General features: G+C 41.8%; 19 protein-coding genes. 9 read left to right on the forward strand and 10 right to left on the reverse strand.

Features of this window, described 5'->3' with window-relative positions; genetic code table 11:
• Window positions 1-250: 250 nt before the first annotated feature.
• Window positions 251-1,174: a phosphatase domain-containing protein gene (locus M23134_RS33680; RefSeq protein WP_002704583.1), complete on the forward strand. Its 924-nt coding sequence runs from the start codon at window positions 251-253 to the stop codon at window positions 1,172-1,174.
• A gap of 5 nt (window positions 1,175-1,179) precedes the next feature.
• Entirely contained in the window at window positions 1,180-2,073 is an 894-nt protein-coding gene (locus M23134_RS33685; RefSeq protein ID WP_002704585.1) for a diacylglycerol/lipid kinase family protein, read from the forward strand.
• 170 nt (window positions 2,074-2,243) lie between these two features.
• Here M23134_RS33685 and M23134_RS33690 read toward each other — a convergent pair whose 3' ends face one another.
• On the reverse strand, window positions 2,244-3,281 hold the full coding sequence (locus tag M23134_RS33690; RefSeq protein ID WP_002704587.1) for a bestrophin family protein: 1,038 nt from the start codon (window positions 3,279-3,281) through the stop codon (window positions 2,244-2,246).
• A gap of 204 nt (window positions 3,282-3,485) precedes the next feature.
• Here M23134_RS33690 and M23134_RS33695 point away from each other — a divergent pair, with 204 nt between their 5' ends.
• Together M23134_RS33695 and M23134_RS33700 are read left to right on the forward strand one after the other, a co-directional pair.
• A complete protein-coding gene (locus M23134_RS33695) occupies window positions 3,486-4,280 on the forward strand; it encodes a hypothetical protein (protein WP_002704588.1) in 795 nt (264 codons plus the stop codon).
• A 469-nt stretch (window positions 4,281-4,749) separates the two neighbouring features.
• Entirely contained in the window at window positions 4,750-5,844 is a 1,095-nt protein-coding gene (locus tag M23134_RS33700) for an endonuclease/exonuclease/phosphatase family protein (RefSeq protein ID WP_157558782.1), read from the forward strand.
• Window positions 5,845-6,111: 267 nt separating this feature from the next.
• Here M23134_RS33700 and M23134_RS33705 read toward each other — a convergent pair whose 3' ends face one another.
• A complete protein-coding gene (locus tag M23134_RS33705) occupies window positions 6,112-7,023 on the reverse strand; it encodes an AraC family transcriptional regulator (protein WP_002704591.1) in 912 nt (303 codons plus the stop codon).
• Between the two features lie 395 nt (window positions 7,024-7,418).
• On the opposite strand from M23134_RS33705, the gene exaC reads away from it, so the two are divergent.
• Both exaC and M23134_RS33715 read left to right on the forward strand, forming a co-directional pair.
• Window positions 7,419-8,942, forward strand: coding sequence for an acetaldehyde dehydrogenase ExaC (exaC, locus tag M23134_RS33710; protein ID WP_002704592.1), 1,524 nt, complete (start codon window positions 7,419-7,421; stop codon window positions 8,940-8,942).
• Window positions 8,943-9,339: 397 nt separating this feature from the next.
• A complete protein-coding gene (locus M23134_RS33715) occupies window positions 9,340-9,690 on the forward strand; it encodes a DUF779 domain-containing protein (RefSeq protein ID WP_002704593.1) in 351 nt (116 codons plus the stop codon).
• 31 nt (window positions 9,691-9,721) lie between these two features.
• Here M23134_RS33715 and dacB read toward each other — a convergent pair whose 3' ends face one another.
• Both dacB and M23134_RS33725 read right to left on the reverse strand, forming a co-directional pair.
• Window positions 9,722-11,269 (reverse strand): D-alanyl-D-alanine carboxypeptidase/D-alanyl-D-alanine endopeptidase, encoded by a 1,548-nt coding sequence (gene dacB / locus M23134_RS33720; RefSeq protein ID WP_002704594.1) that lies wholly within the window; start codon window positions 11,267-11,269, stop codon window positions 9,722-9,724.
• A 202-nt stretch (window positions 11,270-11,471) separates the two neighbouring features.
• Complete coding sequence (locus M23134_RS33725; RefSeq protein WP_002704596.1) at window positions 11,472-11,798, reverse strand: HesB/IscA family protein; 327 nt, start codon at window positions 11,796-11,798, stop codon at window positions 11,472-11,474.
• Window positions 11,799-12,200: 402 nt separating this feature from the next.
• On the opposite strand from M23134_RS33725, the gene mce reads away from it, so the two are divergent.
• On the forward strand, window positions 12,201-12,602 hold the full coding sequence (gene mce / locus M23134_RS33730) for a methylmalonyl-CoA epimerase (protein ID WP_045114873.1): 402 nt from the start codon (window positions 12,201-12,203) through the stop codon (window positions 12,600-12,602).
• Window positions 12,603-12,989: 387 nt separating this feature from the next.
• Here mce and M23134_RS33735 read toward each other — a convergent pair whose 3' ends face one another.
• Window positions 12,990-13,715 carry a metallophosphoesterase family protein gene (locus M23134_RS33735; protein ID WP_002704598.1) on the reverse strand — a complete coding sequence of 242 codons (726 nt, stop codon included), beginning with the start codon at window positions 13,713-13,715 and terminating at the stop codon, window positions 12,990-12,992.
• 463 nt (window positions 13,716-14,178) lie between these two features.
• On the opposite strand from M23134_RS33735, the gene M23134_RS33740 reads away from it, so the two are divergent.
• A complete protein-coding gene (locus M23134_RS33740; protein ID WP_002704600.1) occupies window positions 14,179-17,568 on the forward strand; it encodes an ATP-dependent helicase in 3,390 nt (1,129 codons plus the stop codon).
• A gap of 468 nt (window positions 17,569-18,036) precedes the next feature.
• On the opposite strand, the gene M23134_RS33745 is transcribed toward M23134_RS33740, so the two are convergent.
• The 3 genes from M23134_RS33745 to M23134_RS39345 form a co-directional block, all read right to left on the reverse strand.
• Complete coding sequence (locus tag M23134_RS33745) at window positions 18,037-18,744, reverse strand: leucine-rich repeat domain-containing protein (RefSeq protein ID WP_002704602.1); 708 nt, start codon at window positions 18,742-18,744, stop codon at window positions 18,037-18,039.
• Between the two features lie 146 nt (window positions 18,745-18,890).
• Complete coding sequence (locus M23134_RS33750; RefSeq protein ID WP_002704604.1) at window positions 18,891-19,676, reverse strand: LytR/AlgR family response regulator transcription factor; 786 nt, start codon at window positions 19,674-19,676, stop codon at window positions 18,891-18,893.
• A gap of 3 nt (window positions 19,677-19,679) precedes the next feature.
• Entirely contained in the window at window positions 19,680-20,714 is a 1,035-nt protein-coding gene (locus M23134_RS39345; RefSeq protein WP_002704607.1) for a sensor histidine kinase, read from the reverse strand.
• Window positions 20,715-20,934: 220 nt separating this feature from the next.
• On the opposite strand from M23134_RS39345, the gene M23134_RS33760 reads away from it, so the two are divergent.
• On the forward strand, window positions 20,935-21,816 hold the full coding sequence (locus tag M23134_RS33760) for a hypothetical protein (RefSeq protein ID WP_045114875.1): 882 nt from the start codon (window positions 20,935-20,937) through the stop codon (window positions 21,814-21,816).
• A gap of 568 nt (window positions 21,817-22,384) precedes the next feature.
• Here the strand turns inward: M23134_RS33760 and M23134_RS33765 are convergent.
• A complete protein-coding gene (locus M23134_RS33765; protein WP_002704618.1) occupies window positions 22,385-22,618 on the reverse strand; it encodes a transcriptional regulator in 234 nt (77 codons plus the stop codon).
• A gap of 50 nt (window positions 22,619-22,668) precedes the next feature.
• Window positions 22,669-23,301 (reverse strand): hypothetical protein, encoded by a 633-nt coding sequence (locus M23134_RS33770; protein WP_002704620.1) that lies wholly within the window; start codon window positions 23,299-23,301, stop codon window positions 22,669-22,671.
• Between the last annotated feature and the right edge of the window lie 242 nt (window positions 23,302-23,543).

Genomic DNA, 23,543 nt, shown 5'->3' on the forward strand with positions numbered 1-23,543 from the left:
TGCTTGGTTTGATGGAGTGGTGCTCAAGGTTGGGTTAAAACTAGCCCAAAAGATAGGGCTTGTACCTCGTTTTTTGGTTTTCAACCCCGTTATTTAATAACAATTAAATGCGGTAGACCATTTTTTTCAAAACTTATCAAATGGCCTGTTTGTTTTATACCTGAAAACGTAAAAAACTGGCTCAGTCTATTACTTTTGTAATCATTATCTATAGGCTTAACCAATCACCACTTCTAAACTATTTTAAATAATGCATGTATGGCAATTTGCAGCAGTTCAATTCAATCAAAAAGTACTCATTACTGGTACCCTACTACAGGGCAAACCACGCAGTAGTACTACATCTTCTACTTGGCTTGGGCACTTTATCCGCATGATGCGCTCTTACTTTCGTCCGGTTTGCAAACACCAGTCAGTTACCATTCATTTGGCCAACCAACAACAAGTATCTGTTACTACCAACTACAAGGGGTATTTCTCGACAATGGTAGCAGGGCAGGTTACCCCTGAGTTAAGGCTAGAGGTAGCAGGGCAATCGCTTGAACTTCCTACACATTATCCGGTGGTATTTGACCGCACCAATGCCAACATAGAAGTTGTGTCAGACATTGACGATACCATTCTGCTTTCACACACGGCTTCTTTTATCAAACGCATTGGCACCATACTTTTTCGGCGCCCAAAAAAACGTCGCACCATTGTTTTTTCACACGGCTTGTTTAAACAGTTTAAAAACTTTGGTACCAGGGTGATTTATTTGTCCAAAAGTGAGAGCAACTTATTTGGGTTGATTTCGGCGGTAGTTCAATACCAACAACTGCCCGAGGGACCTCTGTTACTCACCCCTTATTTGAGCCTAAGGCAATTATTTAATGCTAAAAAGGGCAAAGATTATAAGCTCGATTTCTTAAAGTTAATTTGTGAAAACCTACCCAATAAAAAGTTGGTTTTAATGGGCGATGACTCACAGCGGGATATGGAGATATATACTCAGGTGGCAAAAATGCATCCCGACAAGATTCTAAAAGTGTATATCAGACAAACCAGGTTTAGCAGAAACGAGGAGCAATGGCAAAAACTTCAAGAGACAGGAGTAAATGCGATGTATTTTAATGATGCTGACTCGGCAGAAAAAGAATCAGAGTTACTTAAGGAACTAAAACAGGCAACCTAACATTTATGAAGCTTTTATTTTTAGTAAACCCTATTTCGGGTGGGGTAGACAAAACCCCTTTTATGGAAGTAGCCAATCAGTTGTGCAACAAGTATGGCATAGACTTTCAAGTATTTGAAACTACCGGAAATAATGACAAAGAGTGTTTTGAAAAACAATTAAATGATTATCAACCAGATAGGGTAGCAGTAGTAGGGGGAGATGGTACCGTACAATTTGCGTCGATTGCTTTGCAAAGCACTCATTATGCTATGGGCATTGTACCCTTGGGCTCTGCCAATGGCATGGCAGAAGAGTTAGGCGTAAATAATGACCCTACCGAAGCGTTTAAAGATTTACTATTGTCACACCTGATCGTACCCTTAGACCTATTGCAGGTAAATAAAGCGCATCAATTGTTGCATATTGGCGATGTAGGCACCAATGCTGAATTGGTAAATAAATATGAAAATGACTCGCGCCGGGGAATGATGACCTATGCCAAGTATTTGTTGAGCGAACTGGTAAACCTGACTCCCTTTGAAGTAAAGATAGAGGCCAACGGAGAGGTAATAGAAAAATCGGCCATTATGGTGGCTATATGCAATGCCCAAAAGTATGGTACAGGTATACCGCTCAATTTGTCGGGCAACCCTTTAGACGGGCAGTTTGAACTGGTAGTCATAGAAAAAGTAGGGGTTAAATCATTGATAAATGCAGGATTGTCTAAATTTGATCCTAGGTTTTTCGACGATGAGCACAGCACCATCATCACCACCAAAGAAGCCCGCATTTGCTTAGAAAAATCCAGACTACTACAGTTAGACGGTGAAGTAATAGGTGAGGTAGAAACCATTGATGTGGGCATTTTGCCTGGTGTAGTGCAGCTGATTACTAACAAAGACAACCCACACGTATAGTTGTTGTTGGTAAAATATTTTTTAAAAGCTAGACTATCCTTTACAGGTTTTTGAAAAATCAGTCGGGGATAGTTTTTTTATAGTACTTGATGCAAAGCCCTATTTAGCAAACGTTCATAGATGCTACATAAGGCTAAGTTTTAGCTTAAACGATAGTGGGGAGGGAAGTTTTACATCAAAATCCCTTTTTTAGCCTCAATAGGCGCAGGCAGGTCAGTTTCTCCCAACATTTCTCTGAGGTCAATCTCTATAGTGCGACACAACGACAACATTGGAATATCGTTTGCCATTCCCTGAAAAGGATTTTCAGAATATTCGCCCACCAGTTCCATGACAATGTATACCCAAGATACCAGTGTACCAAAAGGAATAGACAACCATATCCCTAGCTCGCCCAGTTTGCTAAACTCAGAAATCATCCCGAAAGGGAGCAAAAGAATAAATATACCTACAAAGGTCAGACTCATATTATTGTATTGACGGGGCAACGGAAATTTTTTGATGCGTTCGCATTTGCCCTGCTGAGTATAAAAGTCTTTAAGAATTGTCTGCAGCTCCATATGCCTAAAATGATCTGTCAAACCTTTTTGCTGCAAGGCAGCAAGTTCGGTAGCTTGCTGGTTGATGAGTTGGGTGGCAGGATTGGCATATTGGCTCATGCGCTGTTGCTCTTCGGCAGACACAAAATTATCGAGTGTGCTCTGGTTGTGTTCTTCCTCCACAAGCCCCACCCCCGTAGTTTTTCTATACATTCGACCTTGCTTGCCTACCAAGCCCGATTGATTGGCGTGCTCCCAAGGGGTTACTACCAGTAACTGCTGCCTTAAGGTATACAGCCATCCTATATGACGATAAATCAAGGCTTTTTTTACTTCATGGAGTTGTTGAGGCGATACAGCCTGTGCCGCAAACTGGTTGCTAATAAAACTGTTGACATACATGCTCCACGAACGGCTTGAGTTGACTATAGCCCCCCATATTTTGCGGGCTTCCCACATACGGGCATAGGCACTGTTGTTTTTAAATCCCAGGTAAAAGGCAACCGCCGTACCCACGATTGACAAGGGTAGCCAAGGTACCACCAACCAGTTTAATTTGGCATACCTGTATACCAGAACTACGGTGGTCATCCAAGTGGCAATCCAAACGATGTGATGCCCGGTAAATTGAATCACTTTTTTAAATCCTAGGGTTTTTACAACATACATGGGTTTGACAAAAAATTAGGGTGAGTAAAATTTCTGCTTGTTTTGTGGGCAATATAGCAAAGATTTATAAAAATAAAGCGGGTGGCTTTGAAGAGGGCTAGACGGGAAAGGTGAACTACTAAGGTGATTTTTTGTAGAAAAACGATTATTTAGTGACTCATTTTACGTTATTTAGCACACTATAATAACTAACGTTTTTATTTTATGAAAAATCAATTATCAATTTACACGCTATTTACTTTTATCCTATTGACTGGCTTAAGCCTGCATACTTACGCCCAAAACAAGTTGCCAAAGGGCGAGTGGATTTATCAGCGAAGCATGGGAACGATGAGTATAAAGATGACCGCTGTTTTTACCAAAGACCAAGTGGTATATGCGGTGGCAACCAATGGCCAAGAAATGAAAGAGAGAAGTAAAACATTTAAAGTGCTGAAGTCGGTGGTAAAGAATGGCAAAGGAAAAATGTTATTGCAAGAATTAGACAAAGAAAAATATTCTATAGGTTTCTTCAATCAAAAAAGTAAAGATGAGTTGATCATGATGCCCGCTGATCCTGGAATGAATGATCGGTCAAAGGCAGAAAATATGTTTAAAAACGCCGAAAAGGCCATTGCCGAAGAAATGGAACATCGTGTGCCTGGTACGCCAAAACAAATGAAGTTTGATCCTTATGAGTTTGGTTGGTTGTGGCGCAGCAAAAAAATGGTAGATGAATTATCAGCTTTGCCCACTATGCCTGAGCTTGACAAAAAAGGACTCATAGAGATGATGGATGACATGATCGTGGCGATGAAAAAGACAAAAGGTGCTAAAGCTGAAATGGTAAATGCGATGGCTATGATGCAAAACATGGAAACCATGTTAATCAATAAGGGGTACAATCCTTATACATCGATGGGGGCATTGATGAAGTCACAAATGAAGTTTGCCAGTGATCCAGAGGTGCAGAAAAAAGCGCAGGAGCTTCAAAAAATACAGATGAGCAAAAAGAAGTAATAGTAATTTTTCTTGGCAACAAAGCCAGCCTCAAGAGATGGAGGCTGGCTTTGTTGTATAAGCTTTTGTGGGAAAATACCTCTAAATAAATCTGGGGACTTTTTCGCCATAGTGTAATAAATTGTACAACAATACCTTTGTATCAAGCGTGTGCTTCAGGGCTAAATAGTCAAACTTCATAAACCTGCCTTTGGGTATTTTTAGATCAGTTACTTAGTATATTTCGCATAGCCTGCCTATTATTGCATTTTATTTACACAATAAGTTCAATGAGGGCTTTCTGATAAGGACTTGTTTAAAGCATTCGTGTTTAGGTGGTTTTCGCTGAGTGTTGTTCTCAGATGCATTAAACCGAGCTTTAGCGAGTGGCTAAACCCTCCAAATTAAGTGTTAGAGGGCTCAGTCTTTCGGCTAACCCTTAAACAAGCACTCAAAACAAGGAGGAGAAAGCAACAAGTTGCGATTAATTATGCGGAAATTTTTTAAATGGTTTATGATCACAGTATTGGTCTTAACGGGTGTATTTTTTACTTGGGTATATTTGGCTACCTACCACCCCAATGCTGTTCAACAAGAGCAAGTAACCTGTGGCAAAGATGCCCCCACTCTTAAAGCAGGGCAATCACTCAAAGTATTGAGCTGGAACGTGCAGTATATGGCAGGCAAAGGCTATGTGTTTTTTTATGATCTGCTCGATAACTCTGGTCCGGACACACGCCCTTCAAAAGACTCTATTTCCTTAACAATCAAAGAAGTAGCCCGAATTATCACTCAAGAAGACCCCGATATTATTTTACTACAAGAAATAGACGAAGGCGCTGCCCGTACCGACAAAGAAGATCAACTCAAGCGATTGTTGGGCTTGATCAACAAAGCGTATCAATGCCATTGCTCAGCCTTTTACTGGAAAGCTTCTTTTGTGCCCGACCCTCACGTAATGGGCTCGGTGGGAATGAAACTATCTACCATTTCTAAATATAAAATAAGTGAAGGCATTCGTCATCAGTTGCCCCTGATTCCTCAAAACTTTTTAGTGCAGCAGTTTTACCTCAAGCGTGCTGTATTGGAAACAAAAATGCCCGTAGAAGGCAACAAAGACTTGTTAGTGTTAAACACCCATCTTTCGGCATTTGCCCAAGGCACCAATACCATGGAACAACAAGTAGTCCATGTAAACAAAATGCTAAAAGAGCGTACCAAACAGGGACATCCCTGGTTATTGGGGGGAGACTTTAACCTGTTGCCAGTGGGCAATGCCTATAGAACGTTGCCCAAATACCAGAAAAAGTATTACAAGCCAAAAACCGAAATTGCCTCATTTTTTAACGACTACCAGGCAGTGCCCAACATAGAGCAAACTCGTGGCGAAAATCGAGCAGAATGGTTTACGCACTTTCCCAACGACCCCAGAGTAAAGCAGCCCGATAGAACCATCGACTACATATTTTTTTCTAAAAATATTGATCTGGGAAAAACAGGTATTGGACAGAAAGATACGTGGAGTATTTCCGATCACTTGCCACTAATGGCTGAGTTTAGCCTTAAGGGAGCAATTAAAAAATAGGATCCCCGTTCTTTGATAGCTATTTTATTCTGAGACACGGCACTTTTTAAAGTCATAGCAGAGCTACGGCTGCAAACCAAGGCTAAAGCTTTGCTGTGCCGAGCTCTACCAAAGGCTAAAAGTAACAAAGTATCGGGGCAAAAGAGTAGCTACAAAATGGGTAGGTTATTTCTTGTTTGCTCCCTAAATAGCATCAGATAGTTTTGATAAGTGCAAGCTGCTCTAGACAAAAGAAGTCCACAAACTTTAAATAAAGGCGGGTTCACCTCAATATTTCTTTTGGGTAAGCTTGCGCTGAAACTCACTGGGCGAGGCCTTTTTTTTCCGTTTAAACAATCGGGTAAAATACGACATACTATTGAAGCCACACTCCAGATACACCTCTTTTATTTTTTTGTGGGGGTCATGCAACAATCGAGTGGCAAGCTTGATGCGTTCATCGTTGATAAAGTCAGTGGGTGATACCCCTAGCTCATTTTTAAAAACCCTATAAAAATTAGACTCACTCATGTGTACCTGGTCGCTCAAGTGTTGAATGCTCAACGGTTGGTCAAGGTTTTCTTTAATGTACTTGATCACATACGTCAACCTGTGGTCGTCTGGTTGGCTTTGTACACTACTAAAGTGTTCGCGGTTTTCTTTTTGCAAAATCCGGATAATGAGCTCCTTCAGCATAAAATCGGCAAAAATATCTTTAGATGGATGGTTTTCGGTAAACAAAAACAAGAGTCGTTGAATGATGCCATGAATGGCAACATCGTTGGTAAAGTGAAAATTAAAATCAATAAAACGCCACTCATTACCATCTATTTTAGGCATATTTTCATTGAGCAAAGCCGCTATTTTTTTAATCTTATCTTCATTAATTGCCATCGCCAAACATCGGGTAGGTTTTTGTAGGCTTGCCTCCGGAAAATCAATACACATGGTTTCATTGCCAGGTAAAATGAGCGATTCTCCCGGCAAAAAATCAAATGACTTGGTATGTTCAAAATACATGATTTTTTTGCCAGTAAGCATACTTGCAAGTATGGGTTGTTTAAACTGTAGGGCTACCTTTTCGGCCTGTTGATGGGTTTCGAACACGTGCATTTCGGCATTGTTCAAAGTATAACTGGTTTGGTTTTCTACCAAGGTCTCAAGGGTACGGTTTTCGTAAAATTTTTGAGGTATACGCATATTCGTGTGCATTTTTCTGATACCCCAATTTACATAAAATAGGACGCTTATACAGGTAATTTACCTGTTATTTTACAAATAATGCTAGGATTGTTCATATTGTTAAGAGGATAATGCAATTATTTTGTTTTTTAATTGAATAATTTTGAGAAGTGAATTTTTACAGACTATTGTTCTTGAATTGACCTTTTCATAAAAATATCATTACACTGTTAATTAAGTAAATTGTTGATTAGTTCGGATTTATTTTGTTTTCTGATGATTATAAAAAATAGAGCATAGCCACCAGCTACGTGATATTTTTTATGAGAAATCAAGGGGCAAAAGAAACCGAAAAAAGCATAATATATTTAGTTTAATAGTGTAATTATTTCAAACAAAAACAACCTTGTATCATGAGTGATGTATTGACCGAAGCCGGAAACCTGGTAGCAAAACCCGATTTTAAAGCCCAGTACGAAAATTTTATTGGGGGCAAATGGACAGCACCTGTTAAGGGCGAGTATTTCGACAACGTATCGCCCGTAGATGGCAATACCTTTACTAAAGTAGCACGTTCTACTGCCGAAGATGTAGAGCTGGCTATAGACGCCGCCTGGGAAGCTGCCCCTCAGTGGAACAACTCTTCGGCAGCCTACCGCAGTAATTTATTGCTTAAAATAGCGGATGTAATGGAGCAAAACCTGGAAGCATTGGCAAGAGCCGAAACCTGGGACAATGGCAAAGCCATCCGTGAAACAATGGCGGCTGATTTGCCATTGGCAATTGACCACTTTAGATATTTTGCCGGAGTAATAAGGGCAGAAGAAGGCTCTATGAGCGAGCTAGATTCGTCTACTGTGTCTATGAATGTACTAGAGCCATTGGGGGTAGTAGGACAAATTATCCCCTGGAACTTTCCTATCCTTATGGCTACTTGGAAAGTAGCACCTGCCCTGGCTGCTGGCAACTGTGTAGTGCTTAAGCCAGCCGAGCAAACCCCGGTAGGTATTTTGGTACTCTTGGAAATGATCGAAGACATCTTACCCGCAGGAGTGCTCAACGTAGTCAATGGTTTTGGGGTAGAGGCTGGCAAACCCTTGGCAAGCAGTAGCCGCATTAATAAGGTGGCATTTACCGGGGAAACCACCACTGGGCAGTTGATTATGCAATATGCCTCTAAAAATATTATTCCGGTAACCTTGGAACTGGGAGGAAAGTCGCCCAACATTTTCTTCGAAAGTGTCATGGATGCCGATGATGACTTTTTTGATAAATGCCTGGAAGGAGCAGTAATGTTTGCCCTCAATCAAGGCGAAGTATGTACCTGCCCATCGCGTTTGCTGGTGCAAGAAAGCATTTACGATGCTTTTATAGAAAGAGTAGTCGCACGTACCGAAGCCATTAAGTTAGGGCACCCACTGAGCCCCGATACTATGATGGGAGCACAAGCATCAAACGACCAATACGAAAAGATCTTGAACTACATCAACATTGGCAAAGAAGAAGGTTGCGAAGTGCTCACTGGAGGCGAAGCTGCCCACAACGACGGCTTGTCGGGTGGTTTTTATATTCAACCTACCATACTTAAGGGCAACAACAAAATGCGGGTGTTCCAGGAAGAAATATTTGGGCCGGTAGTATGTGTCACTACCTTTAAAGACGAAGCCGAAGCCATAGAGATAGCCAACGACACTCTGTATGGTTTGGGGGCGGGCGTATGGACACGCGACACCCACCAGGCTTACCAAATATCGAGGGCAGTACAAGCCGGACGGGTTTGGGTAAACTGTTACCATGCCTATCCTGCCCACGCACCATTTGGCGGGTACAAAAAATCAGGTATTGGACGCGAAACGCATAAAATGATGTTAAATCATTATCGACAAACCAAAAATATGTTGATTTCTTATGACAAGAATGCGCTAGGCTTTTTTTAGCCAGGATAAAAAACTTTTATCCTTTGCTAAGTAACGTGTTCAAAATAAGTTTCTGGTTTTTAGGGCAAATACGTGCAACTGACTGAGGCATTTAGCCTTTGGCAGAGCTCGGCAAAGCGAAGCTTTAGCCATCGGTTTTTGCGCTCAAGGCAACATCCGAGGGATGTTGAGCCAGACCGTGGGACGGTACTACGGGCAATAAAAATAACGAAAAGCAGTAAAGCGGATTTATTCTAAGTCGGACAGTTATTGTTGAGGGCTGCGCCCGAAATCCCGTTTACGGGGCGAACACGTTACTAAGGAAATGTGATCATAACTCATTGATATATTTAAATTTATCAAGCATTGGGTAGCCAAAAACTCCCAATGCTTTTATTGATTTAAAAAAGACTAAACGATGACCCACCGAGTAGTAGTAACCCCAGAAGCTGAAGAAGTAATTCACCAACTGAAAGCCAAACACGGCGAGCTTATGTTTCACCAAAGTGGCGGCTGTTGTGATGGTTCTTCGCCCATGTGTTTTCCCAAAGGTGAACTCATGACCAACGAAACCGACGTATTATTGGGAAGCATTGCAGACTGCGAGTTTTATATAGCCAAAGACCAGTTTGAATATTGGAAACATACCCAGCTCATTATCAATGTAGTAAAAGGCAGAGGTGCCAGTTTTTCGCTCGAAATTCCCCTGGGCTTGCGTTTTGTGACCGAGTCGAGAGTATACACCGAAGCAGAGCTGGCATCGCTTTAGAAAAGGAATCACCTTATTCATCATTGACCATTCAAACTTCTACCATAGCCACCATAAGCCTTGCCAGTTTTGCCTTTATGATGTTATACTTGCAAGTATACTGGTTGGCTACCAAAGCAAAACTTCGCAGTTGCCCTGCCCGGTTTTTAAAGTAGCCAGTAAAAGAAATGACCCGGGTCATTCCCCCGGTTTTCGCCCTCAGGTTGTTTTGGGCGCGGGTGCCCCTGCACAAGCCCCGCATGGTGCCCGATACCCCTGCTACAGGCAAAGATTGATAATAGTCATTAAAGTAACTTTGTTTGGCAGTCAGGCGTTGTACCTGCGCCAATTGGTAGGCTGTGATCCCGTTAGACTGTGCCAAACCACTGCCATCTTCAATATATAAACCACTGGTAGACAAGCCCTTTGCTTTCCAATATTGGGTGATTGCCTTTGCCCCGGCAGCTGTGCTTCCTTCGGCCTGTTGTTTTATACCAATGGCCTTGAGCACCGCCTCGGCATACAGATTTATACTATACAAGTTAATCCATTTTACCAAGCTTTTGAGTGTGGTCGAACGGTGTGTGTATACTAGGGTACGCCTATAATTGATCCGTTGTTTGTCAAGCTTCATCATCCGGGTAGTGGTGGCCTTATTTTTATTCGTCATTAACCCGTTTTGAATCAGTTTTTTGCGAAAAGCTATCCCCAGATAAAAACCTGGGTCAGGTAGAGCGCCTTTGATAGAAAAGGTGCTTCCCATAGGAATGGTACCATTGATATAACGTACGTGGTCGTAAGGTGCCCCGTGGATATAGGCTTGATCGCCCGTGCCGGCTGCCGCAGTTTTCAAATGGTTGACAAACTGAATGCGGGGTACCCAAGGGCTGGTACGCAATACCTTGGGTGTAGTGTTGAGCCGATTGGCGGGTTGTAGATATAACTTATAAGTATTGTCTAATACATTAATAGCTCCGGCAGGTGCTGCATAATAGTTGCCCATATCTGCCCAAATCCAGCTCGAAGGAGTAACGTTTTCCTCAAATAGCGTCTCATCTATAATTAGCTGCCCTTTTATCCTCCGAATCCCTGCTTTTTTCATAGCTGCTATCCATTCGTTCATCGTTCTATCCAGCGAGTACCCCAGCAAAGGTGAGCCCAGGGTAGGGTCGCCTCCTCCTTTGATATATACATTGCCATTGATTACCCCACCATTCAAAGCCCCATCGTATTGAATTTGGGTAGCAAACTTATAATTGCTCCCCAAAATGCCCAAGCCTGCCGAGGTAGTCACGGTTTTGAGACTCGATGCTACCGTCATTGTTTGATAAGGGTTTACCTGTACCAACTGCCTGCCCGATGTTACATCTTGCACCGATAGCGCCCAGCTTCCGTGGCGTAGTACTGCATCGCGGTTGAGCTGGTCTATCAGCTGCTTAAGGGCAACTGGGATCGATGCAGGGTTGGTAGTTTTAGGTGCGTGATTGTTGTCGGGTAAATGAGAAGGCATATCAGCGGCTTGTTTTTGTTGTGAATGGCTACATGTAACCAACGTAATAAGCATAAATGCGGCAATATAAAGCAGTAGTTTTTGAGACATGGTCATAGTGACAAGGCACAAGCAATGAGCAGCAAGTGGCTCGTTGTGTTTAGAGATTGGTGATAAAAAATGATCAAGCTTTTAGGGAGCAACCAGTAAATAAAGTACGTGTTTTCAGTGTACTCCCTTAGTTTTACTTCGGTATTTACATAAAAAAAAGCCAACCCACGAATGGATTGGCTTGCAAAATAAGTTGAATCAGTTAAACCGCAAAACTTTCGCCACAACCACAAGTGCGGCTGGCGTTGGGGTTTACAAAATGAAACCCTTTGCCGTTCAGTCCGTCGGTAAAGTCAAGGGTAGTACCTAACAAATACAACAGGCTTTTTTTATCTACCAATATTTTGACTTCTTTATCTTCGAAAATTTCATCTTTATCTTTGACTTCGGCATCAAAGTTCAAGTCATACATTAAACCAGAACATCCACCACCTTTTACCGATACTCTTATATTGTGGGCAGTGTCCAATCCATCTTTTTGACGGAGTTCTACAATTTTGTCTTTTGCTCTTTCTGTTATTTGAACCATTGTCTGGAGAATTATTTTAGTGTTAAGTTCAAAGTTTAAACCAAATAATTACAATTTTGGCGATTGATATAAGTAAAACGAAAAAAATAAAATGTTCCAATAGAAACACAACATTCAGAGACGGTGTGCTACGGAGCAGTATATTTTTGTAGTTTTACTAAGAGTACTTGAGTCCTCTTATTTATAAATACGTTTTTTTTGCAAGTTAAGTAAAAAAAATGGTAGTATAACTATCATAATGTCTTGTTAAATTTGCGTCGGTTATTTTTTAAATAAGTACTAAGACAAGCATTCAATAGGTCTAACAAGTAGGTAGGATGAGCTGATGATAAATGAGTGAGCCTACTTGTGGCTAACAACCATTGTTTGTTACTACTTATAGTCATACAAACCATTCAAAAAATGTTAAAAGTAGAACACATAGGCATTGCCGTAAAGTCATTAAAAGAGTCTAACGACTTGTTTACCAAGCTGTTTGCCCGCCCTCCCTACAAAACCGAAGCTGTAGAGTCAGAAGGTGTAAGCACCTCGTTTTTTCAAATGGGCGAGTCTAAAATAGAGTTATTGGAAGCCACCAACGAAGATAGCGCCATTGCTAAGTTTATAGCCAAAAGGGGAGAGGGTATTCATCATATTGCCTATGAGGTAGAAGACATTCTGAAAGAAATGGAACGCCTAAGCAAGGAGGGGTTTACCTTGCTCAACAAGGAGCCCAAAAAAGGAGCTGATAATAAATTAGTGTGTTTTCTGCACCCAAAAACTACCAACGGGGTATTGATAGAACTTTGTCAGGAGATAAAGTAGTAGCAGCTTCAGAGCGCAACATTTTGGCAACAAGCCCGGTTCAGTAAATGCCTGAACTGGGCTTGTTTATTTTCATAAGGAATGGTGAGAAATTAAATTACCATTCTTGAGGTAGAGGTTTTGTTTTGAGACGAGGCTATTTTTTGCGCCCATAGCAGCGCTACGGGCAAAAACCGATGGCTACAGCTACGCTGTGCCAAAGGCTAAAAATAACGAAGTATCAAGGCAATAAATCACCTCTCAGAGTGTAAATTTATTTTTGAACAATTCCTAAGAGTAGTGACAAACTGTTCGTTATTTTATTGGTTTAAGTTTGGGCAAAGCAGTAACTTAAACCAGTGAGTTTACTACACAGTTATACATCAGCACCTAAAGACTTACTACTACTTAAGCCACCAAAAACAGAGGCTTATACTCTACATTGCGTTGCACCTCTAGTTGGTTAGAGTTAAGCTCCAGCGCCAGTAGATTGCCCATTCCGCCTGAACCTTCGTATACACAGCCATTGTCTAAAGGAATGGTCAGGCTACGGTTGTTAATGCACTGTTTGATATAGTCGAGCGACTTGGGGTCGTGCCCGTGTACCAGTTTGCGGTGTTCAATTTTTTCTGCTTCTACAGCAAAATTTTTAATCCACAACATAGACTCAATGTCTAAAAAAGGATTGGTATGGCGAAAGTTGAGCCCTGCGTGTACCAACACGTGGTTGTTGAGCAGGTAATAATAACGTAGATTTTCTAAGAACTGAACGTAATGAGAAGGGATTTGGCCGAGGGCTTGTACACCAAAGCTCTGCAAGGTAGCCTTGCCTCCGTGCCTTATCCAGCCAGCAAACAGTTCCTCTATTTCGAGAGTCCACTGCTTAGACTGTAGCGCCCAATAACAACGCAAGAGTACGTCTTCGTGGTTGCCTCTAAGTGTATATATTTTATACCCCGATTCTTGCAGGTTTACAATATAATCGATGATCTCTTTGCTACCTGATCCACGATCAATATAATCTCCCAATAAAAATAATTGATCGTCCTGTGATAACTGTACTTTATATTCTAATAGATTGACAAACGTTTTATAGCAGCCGTGAATGTCGGCAATGACCCATTGTTTATGCATGGTGTATTGTTCCAAGTAACATTTAATTTTTTCTGATAATATATGTGTAATAATGCACCTTCAACTTGTATATTTGTTAGGCTGATTTTGGCAGTTTTCAATGTAGTTAACGTGTAAATAGAGTGATTGTTATAAAGGGCAGTATTCCAAATTTATGACATATTTTTTTTAAAAACAGGATACTGTACTTATAGTCACAAAAGTTCTTGAATAATTATAAATAAAACTGAAAATCACGAATACTGTTTTGTGAAATTTCGCTAAAAGAGTTTTTTCTCTATTAAAAACTTACAGCATTCTTACAAGGCAAAAACACGCTCAAACGGTTTTAGCGCATAATACCCTGGTACGATTTGTATAATAAAAATGTAGCACTGGTGGAGTAAAAAAAACTACCCAATACCAACAAGCCCAAAAAATGCCTAACTTGCCCCTTCGATACACCAAAAGTTGACAAGTGCGTATGTATTTTATAGTATCTCCCATTGCCGCCAATTTCTTTTACAACAGCCTTACGGTAATAGCCCAAGGCATACAACTAGAGCACGTAACCACAGAAGAAGCTCCCCCTACACCTACCACCGAAGAGTTGCACGACTTGCGTTCGGCTACTATTCAATTGAATGCACTTTTTTATAACCTTATCAAAGAAATTACGGCGAAGGAATCCCAGATTTTTTACAGCCATTTTGCCCAAATTAGTTTTGTGTGCGAAGCCTACGATCTTGACAAAAGCTTTGAAGACGAGATTCATAGCTGGCGTATTTTGTGCCGCCGTACCCAGCGCCAAGACAGCTTTGCGCCTGCACCCTGGCAGGTAATGGCAGGAGTGCAAATAGTGGCAGGTTTGGTGTATCATTTTTCGCAAGAAACTGTGCCCTCCGAGCTATTGAATTTATACAAAGATGCTGACTTGCCCTCGTTGTATCAACGCAACGACCCGGCAGAGAAAATAGACTTGTTGCGGGCGGTTATTTTGCGTACTACAGGCTATGAACTGCTCAACAATGGCAAAGGGCGCTGTATGCTGATATGCGAAACCGAACACTTTGGCAGGGCGTGTATTCAAGTGACCGACACCAATTATAAAGCCATTAGTCAGTTTGGGAGGTTTGCCCAGCCTTACCAAACCATTCATGTGACCGACCTGGCAGTGCAACCCATCAGCGAAAGCGACGAAGATACTCCCAAACCACTGGCAAGTAATTTTCGCACTACCGAAAGCTCCAACCTGGTACTTGAACCTGATTATTTGGTAGATGCTTCGGCTATAGCCCGCTGTGTAGATCGATTTGGGGGGCGGTCGTCTTACAACTATTTGTTGGGCAATTTGCGGTTTTTCACTGGGTCGGAAGCCACCTTTACAGGAAACCTGATCAATGAAATGCTTGACCAATTGATTGACAATGAAGAAATAAGCTACGAAGATGCCTTCAAGGGGGCGTTATACAAGAGTTTCTTAGAGGCGGTTTTTTTAAAGGACAAACTCCGGGCAATTTACCTCAACCTCAAAACCCAGTTTACTACGCTCAAGCAATTTGTGAAAAAATACCACCAGCAAAGGCTCACTACCGAGCCCACTTTTTTGTCGTCTACTTATGGGTTACAGGGGCGGCTCGATGTGTTGATTGAGCACGAAGAAGACCAGGACAAACAAAACCTGAAGGAAATTATAGAGTTAAAAAGCACCAAAAGTGTGCCCCCGGTGCGCTCTAAAGCCTGGGCAAACGACTTGGTACAGGTGGCTTGTTACAATCTTTTGTTGGATGACACCTTCGAGGCACGACGGGGCATTAGTGCCATTTTGTACTCGCAAGCCGAAGAGGGAGAGCATTTGCGTAACTGTGGCAAGCTCAATTTTGAACAACAAGATGCCTTGCTATTACGCAACCAGATGGTGTTTCTGGATTTTATGATTGCCCGCGAGAACTCTAGGATTTTTGATCAATTGCTCAATCGGATTCAGGCGGGTAAGCTGCCTTTTTATGTGATAGATGACGCCAAGATATTTGACGAAATGTGGCGCAGTTGCCGTGAAATAGACAAAGCGTATTTTACGGCTTTTGCCGGATTGGTGGTGCGCGAAAACATAGCGGCTAAGATTGGGCTTACCGAAAACGACTTTCAGAATGGGTTTGCCAACCTGTGGAAAAACTCGCGAGAAGACAAAACAGCCAACTTTAGTCTGCTCGAAAACCTGAGCCTTGACTTTACCCGTTCCGACCTCGACACGTCTACCTTGGTTTTTCAGCGTAACCAAACCCGTACCAGTGTTACTACCTTTCGTAAGGGCGATATTGCCGTGCTGTACCCCATGAATTCCGATGGTAGCCTGTCGGCACTGAAATATCAATTGCTCAAATGCAACATTGTGCACATCAACGCAGCCGAGGTGAGCGTACAGGCGTGGAACAAGCACATCGACGAGCAGTTTTTGCAAAAACACCGCCACTGGGTGCTAGAGCCCAATTTATTAGAGAGCGGCAACCGCGACTTGCTGGCGTCGTTGGCTTATTACTTGTCTATTCCCGACAAACGCAAAGATATGTTGTTGGGGCAAAGTCAGCCACGTTTTGGCAACTTGCCAGGCATTGAGATTGAACGCCTCAATGCAGAACAAAACCATATTTTGAATCAGGCTTTAGCTGCTCAAGATTATTTTTTGCTACAAGGACCTCCGGGCACGGGCAAAACTTCGGCAATGCTGGCGCAAATGGTCAATCATTTATTCCACCACACCGAAGAAAACATATTTTTGCTGGCTTTTACCAATCGGGCAGTAGATGAAATTTGCAAGAAGATTTACCCTATATGCCAACAACGAATGATTAGACTGGGCAGCAGCAAAGAAAATGCGCCTTATAGCCTGAGCAACATCAGCAAGGGCAAGTTGGTCAAGGAAATGCATCAGGTTTTGGTCGAAACCAACGTATTTGTTTCTACCGTGGCATCATTTTACAAACATTTGAACTTGTTCAGTATTAAAAGCTTCGATACGGTGATCATAGACGAAGCATCGCAACTGTTAGAGCCGCATTTGTGTGGGGTGCTGCCTCGTTTTAAACGGTTTATCTTGATTGGCGACGAAAAACAGTTGCCCGCCGTGGTCACCCAGGATGCCGAAAAGTGCCAAACTCAACAAACCGATTTGCACGAAATGGGCATCAAAGATTTGAGCATTTCTATGTTTGAGCGGCTGCTGACCAATGCCCAAAACCGAGGCTGGCACGATTGCTACGCTATGCTTACTACCCAGTTTCGCATGCACCAAGACATTACCCAGTTTGTGAATGAGCATTTTTACAAAAAACTAAAAATAGGCACTGAGCGACAAAAGGCAAGCTTGCAGCACCCCCAGGGACACACCCAAAGCGAGCTAGAGCCCTGGCTCAACCAACATAGATTGTTGTTTTGGGCGTCACCGCTAGAGCCCCATAATAAGATTAACCGGGTAGAAGCCCAACGAGTGGTACAATTGCTTCACGTGGTAAGAGAGATGTATGGAGAGACCTTTACTGCCGAAACTGTAGGCGTTATTACGCCTTATCGTGCCCAAATTGCCGAGATTTATGGGCAACTCGACGAAGACCTGCAAAACAAAGTGAGCATTGATACCGTGGAGCGTTACCAAGGCAGCGAACGTGAAATCATCATTATCTCTATGGCAGTAAACCATCCCGAACAACTCAAAAACCTACAGGCTTTTAATGCTGAGCAAACCGTAGACAAAAAACTAAACGTGGCGCTTACCCGTGCCCGTGAACAAGTGGTGTTGTTGGGCAATGAAGAGGTATTACGAGAAGGGGTATTTTACGCAAAATTGATTGATTTTATGCAGCATAAAGAAGGGTAGGGACTTTTTTAAATGCTTGTATGGTTTGCGAAGCGTGGCTAGTACCTAAAACCTTGTCAGCGTTCCCCTCTACATATTTCATAAGCCATTAAAAATCAATGTGCTATAAAACCATGGTAGTTTATAGAACAGGTTTGCAGTACCGATATACATTGGTATCTAAGGACTTACTTTTACAAAGGCTACTTGCATAACATGGGGCACTTGTGGCTTATCGCTTGAGTCTTGTAGATATTTCCGGTTGCTAATTAGGAGTGTGCGAAGTCTTGTAAATTACTGATAATAAGCATTTTATAGGGTTAAAGCGAGTTCAAATAAGATCGTTTATTCCTTTAAAAGACGTTTTATACGCTCATGTTTGCTCTTCGTGTGGGCAACCACAAGGGATTGCCCCTACATTTAGCCCCTTGATTTAGATATAAATCCTTGTATATCAAAGATTTTTAAAACTTCGTACAGCCCTAATTGCTAATAATACCTAAAAAAGCTAATATTGGTGTACGACAACCACTCTTGTATTTGTTTGATTGCCCTCTCAGAAAAGGCATTATCGGCAATGTTGAGGTGTTCCAGACATTGCAGGTTTTTTAACTCTGGCGATAACTCTTTGATCTGATTGCTCTCAATGCTGAGCCCAATAAGGTTGGTGAGCTGATAAATTTCGGGGGGCAAGGTGGTCAACTTATTTTTTTCTAAAGTAAAATACTGTAGGTTCTGCAATTGCCCTATTTCAGCAGGCAAAGCAGTCAGTTGGTTGCCGCTCAAATTCAATGTTTGCAAGTTGGTCAATTGCCCAATCTCGGCAGGCACCGCAGTCAGTTGATTGTGCCTGAGGCTTAAATATTCCAGGCGGGTCAATTGTGTGATTTCTAGAGGTATTTGCGTAATTTTATTTTGGTTCAGGCTTATTTCTTTGAGGGCAAACATTTGTAAAGCTTCTTCCGGAAACTTGTCCAGGCGCTCCATAATGAGGTAAAGCTCGGTGAGGTCTTGCCAAAAGTCCAGTTCTAGCCCGTGCCTTACACACAACACTGGGTATTTTCGCAAGGCTATCCGCACCCTTGAGCCATAGTTGCCTCCAAGCCCTACGCAAAGCTGAAACGCAAGCTCAATGTTGTTTTTATCTGCCGACCGCAGCAAATGTTCAATCTTGGTATTTACTTCCTGTTCATCCATTGAAAACACCTACACTATGTGTTTTGGTTTACAAAATTGGTACAATGAAACACTCAAACCACAAATATATAATTTTGCATCACTTATAAAACTATTTGGGAGGCAATTCTACCTTGCATAAACCTTTGGCACAAAGCCTGACTTACTTACCTCGGTCTTTCCAACCATTCCAGAAAAGGAGTGACCTTTAAACGACTGACAATGGCCTTGTCAGGAATAGCAAAGTGGAGGTTTACCACCATTTTTCGGTTAAAGTAAGGTTCAATATCTTTGACAGCCACCCGGTTTACAATCATCTGGCGGTTGATCCTAAAAAACAGCTGACGATCAATGACGGCCTCAATCTCGTCAAGGCGTTTAAAAATGGCTTGCTTTTCTCCATCAAACCCATACACATGAACAGTGTCATTGTCTAAATGAAAAAAAGCAATCTTTGTTACCTCTACCGGAACCATTTTATCGCGGTAACGCACTAAAAAAGACCTTTGCAAGGTGGGTTGGTCAGCAGGGTAGGGGGCTTGTGCCAATATTTGCTGGGCTACCTGTGGTATATTTGGGTGGTTTTTGCCCAATGCCTGCTGTAGGTTTTGAACCTTGGCAAGCGATTGGTAAATGTCTTGCTCTTTGAAAGGCTTCAGAATATAGTCAATGCCATTGTTTTTGAGCGCTTTCATGACAAACTCATCGTAAGCTGTGCAAAAAATCACAGGTATGGTTACCTCTACCTGTTCAAACACCACAAAACTTTGTCCGTCGGCAAGCTGAATGTCCAAAAACATAATATCAATTTGTGTCTGGTGTTTTTTTAAGTAATTTACTGTAGCTTCTACGCTGTCGAGCACCTGCACCACCAGGTAGGTTGCTTTGGCTTCTATAAACTCAGTAAGCAATTCAGCAGTTCGTCGTTCATCTTCTACTACCAATACATTCATTTTTTAATATAAATTAAGGGTGACCGCATATTCGTGTTCGTTTTGGCTAACCGTGAGTCCATTGTCGAGCCCCATCAACTGATAACGGTTGCGGAGGTTGTCAAGTCCCACCCCCAGCGAATCTTCTTGTGGGGCTTTGGGTTGGTAATTGTTAGCCACAGTTACACTACTGGGCTTTTGTTGATAAATTTTGATAGTCAATGGACGGCTCGTCGATACAATATTATGCTTGATGCAGTTTTCTACCAATAGTTGCAAGGCGTATGCTGGCAAACTGTAAGCCAAGGCATCAGGGGCAAGTTGAATGTCTACATGCAGGGCGTCTTCGTGCCTTACCTTGAGCAAATAAATATATGCATTCAAAAAATCCACCTCCTCTTTAAGCGTCACGGTGTTGGTAGCACGTGTTTGCAATATTTGGCGGTACACATCGGACAAGTTCATTACAAAATCTTCTGAATTGGCGTTGTTTGACCTGATCATGGTGCGTAAAGTACTGAGCGAATTAAACAGAAAATGAGGGTTTACCTGTTTGCGAAGCTGGTCTAGTTCGGCTTTGTATTTTTCAGATTTTAGGGCAAGGTTTTCGGCTTTGAGCGTAGCCACCGACTTAGTGGTTTTGAGGGTGTGTTGAATAGCGGTAAACAACCACGAAGCCAGTAAAAATTTAAGCCCGGCTGCCCAACCAAGTGGAGTAGAAAGAAATTGAAAATTGACTGAAAAAAAACGGGAAAGAATGAACAGGTAAAAGGCGGTAAGCCCCAGGTTGCCCAGCAAAAAAGTGAACAAAAACTTACCTCCTTTAGTAGGTGCTATTTGGTTGTTGAAGTACCATAAAATAAGCAAAAACAAACTAATGCATACCCAACGAGGCAAAAACTCTATGATATCCAGTGATTTTTGCCGGGCAACATCGCCTATAAAGTTGAGTAATGGCAGCAAAAAAGCAATCACAAAAGGCAAGGCTCTTTCTATAGAACTGGTTTGGGTATTTTTGTCCAACATCTGTGTTTTATTTTTGGCTAATTGGGTGGTCATTGCTTGAGCAAGTTTGTCAAAAATAAGACTCGATTATTAAAAACAAGTGCCTACTCTAAGAAAAAAATAGATGTAAAGGGGTAAGTCGGGCAATGTTTGGGAACATTTTATGCCAAAACCTGCGCGTGCTACGGCATTAGTTGCGATATTTGCCCGAATTTGCTAATATTGATATACGTTTGACGAGATGCCTACTTTTGAGATTGATAAACACATAATAATGCTTAAAAATCTGTTTTTTTTATGTTTGCTGGCCACCATTGGCTATAGCTGTACCGGGCTCAGAAATAGCCGCAAACAGGCACTGGATGAGAATATCATAGCGACCACCTCACAGTTGAATATCATAAAAACGCTCGAAAACAAGATTCAAAATAAGTTGGTAGACGACTCAAACAATGCCATTAAAAGCTACCTGCCCATACTCAAAGCACTTGAAACTGAGCTCAAAGCCCGTAAAACAATGCTTGCGTCGCTGGATATAAAAAAAGACTCGGAAAAAATAGAAAAACTTACCCGTGAGTACCGCAAAAAGCGTGATGAGGAAATTAACCTATTGCTCATGATGAACGATTTTGTAAACGTAGGTACTGGTACCGTAAAATCAGAAGGTACTTTCGAGTCAGGAGAGTTTGCCTTGAGTGCAGATGTAAAGTCACGTATCAATTTGTTTGTCAAGCAGGTAAAAGACTCTCTGGGCAAGTATGAAGGCAAGTTAGATGCTACCCAATCGCTTCAGATAGAAATAACCACCACCGGATACAGCGACGCAGAACCATTGCGTCGACCTAACCTTATTGCCTTGCTAAAACAAAATGCTCCTGGACCTATGCCGAGCCCCAAAAAGGGCATTAACTACCCCCAAAACAGAAAATACCTCAATAAAGTACTGTCGCGTTTGCGTGCCAAGTCAGTATACAAGTACCTTGACAAGGCGCTCAAAGAGGTGGGTAAAGCCAACATAGTACGCCAACCTGACAATGTGATTGGTTTGGGCGAAACTTACCCTTACCGCGATATTAAAGACTACCTGGAAGTAGACGAGCGCCGTCGTATTTGTAAGTTTTCAGTGGCAATTATTCCTGTCAAAAGCAGCGAGTGATTAGTCGGGAGTCAGTAGACTGTAGTTTTTAGCCTTTTGATGAGCTTTTAGCTTTTTTTGGCTGTTTGTAGGGGGCTTTTAGCTTTTGTTTAACTGTCTGTAGGGAGCCTTTAGCTTTTTCTTGAGCTACGATGAGTTTTTAGCCTTTGTTTAACTGTTTGTAGGGAGCTTTTAGCCTTTAGCCTTTTCTTGAGCTACGATTGGCTTTTAGCTTTTGTTTAACTGTTTGTAGGGAGCTCTTAGCCTTTAGCTTTAAATTATCATATTTGCGAATTAGTTAGGAGTTGGTAATTCGTAGCTTTAGCGTCGCTTCGCGCCCATTCGTAATTCGTAATTCACCAATTCGTAATTAGCTTACGCAGAGCTCCCTGCGGTCGGTTCGTAATTGACTCATTCGTCATTCGTAATTAAATAATTGCCATACATAAGCATTGCCTTAGAAAGTACTTTATTTTACAAAGTGTATGTACAAAAAAAATACACTTTTATAATGAGTGATTTTTTTGAGGGTCAAAAACCCTTTAAAAGCTTTTCAAGGGCATTTAAGTGTGCCTGAATTCTTTTTTGCCTAGCTAGTTGCCTGATAAGAAGTTCGAGGCTTGCGTCCCACAAATTCTTTTTTTAGCCTAATGTATTCTTTTTTTTCAAGGGCTGTCAAATGACTCGCCAGGTTTCCATCCGACGCTTCCAGTAGTTTTTTGAGAGTGTTAAAGTCCACCCAATCGTTTACTACCAGAATAGCCATAGTGCCAATTCTGAATTTATTTTCAAACGCCTTATTTAATCCTTCTATAATGCTCATAATACCCCCTTAAACCCTTGTTTTGCTGTGTTTTACGCCTTGGTGTGTGCCTATCTTTCGTGGCGGTACCACATCAGTGCTCCATACACAATATGCAATACTCCAAAACCAATCGCCCAAAATAACAAACCGTAGCCGATTAGAAAAGAAGAAATTAACCCTAAAGCAATTTCGGTGATGCCCAGGTAGCGAATTTCGTTGAGGGTGTATCGGCTACCATTTACTAAAGCCAGCCCGTAAAAAATAAGTGTACAGGGAGCCACTAAAGCAAAGTATCCATGATAACCCAGTACCACACAAAAAAGCCCTCCCGTAGCAAGCGGAATCATGAGGTTCCAAAAAAGACGCACGGCAGGCTTGGGCATGAGCTTTAATCCTTTACGTTTGGCCTTGCGCCAGGTAAAATAAACCCCGGCACTCAATGAAAGTACTAATACACTTAAAGCGTCGATGATGAAAAAGGTAAGAAAATCTATATTGATACTATCGTCTGCATTGATTGCCCGTGTGTAATAGTCTGCGTAAGGTGCTTTAAGATATACAAAGGCAGCACCTGCACCCAAGAGGGCAAATACGCCAGCAAAAATGCCCGAAAGCCCGCTTAATGATAAAAAACGGGAAGATTTTTCCATCAATGATCTAATCTCAGTCAGGGTTTCTACGTACTCTTGTTGTTCTTTCATTGGTTTTGTATAAAGTACTTTGAGTTGAAAAGTACGATCATTGTAAACAATAACACAAGTTTTCAGACAGATTTATTATGCTTGTTTATGAAGTAGGTGTTTTCCACCGTTGTATTATTGGGTTACAGCCTGACTACCTGATACACCTATAGCCAAAGGTGAGGTGTTTGCCAGTATACACCAAGTAGAGGAGCACCTGCCAGACAAGGTTAAATCACTTCTTCCCACAAAATCTTCCCGGG

This window comes from Microscilla marina ATCC 23134, from assembly GCF_000169175.1.
Classification (GTDB): Bacteria; Bacteroidota; Bacteroidia; order Cytophagales; family Microscillaceae; genus Microscilla; species Microscilla marina.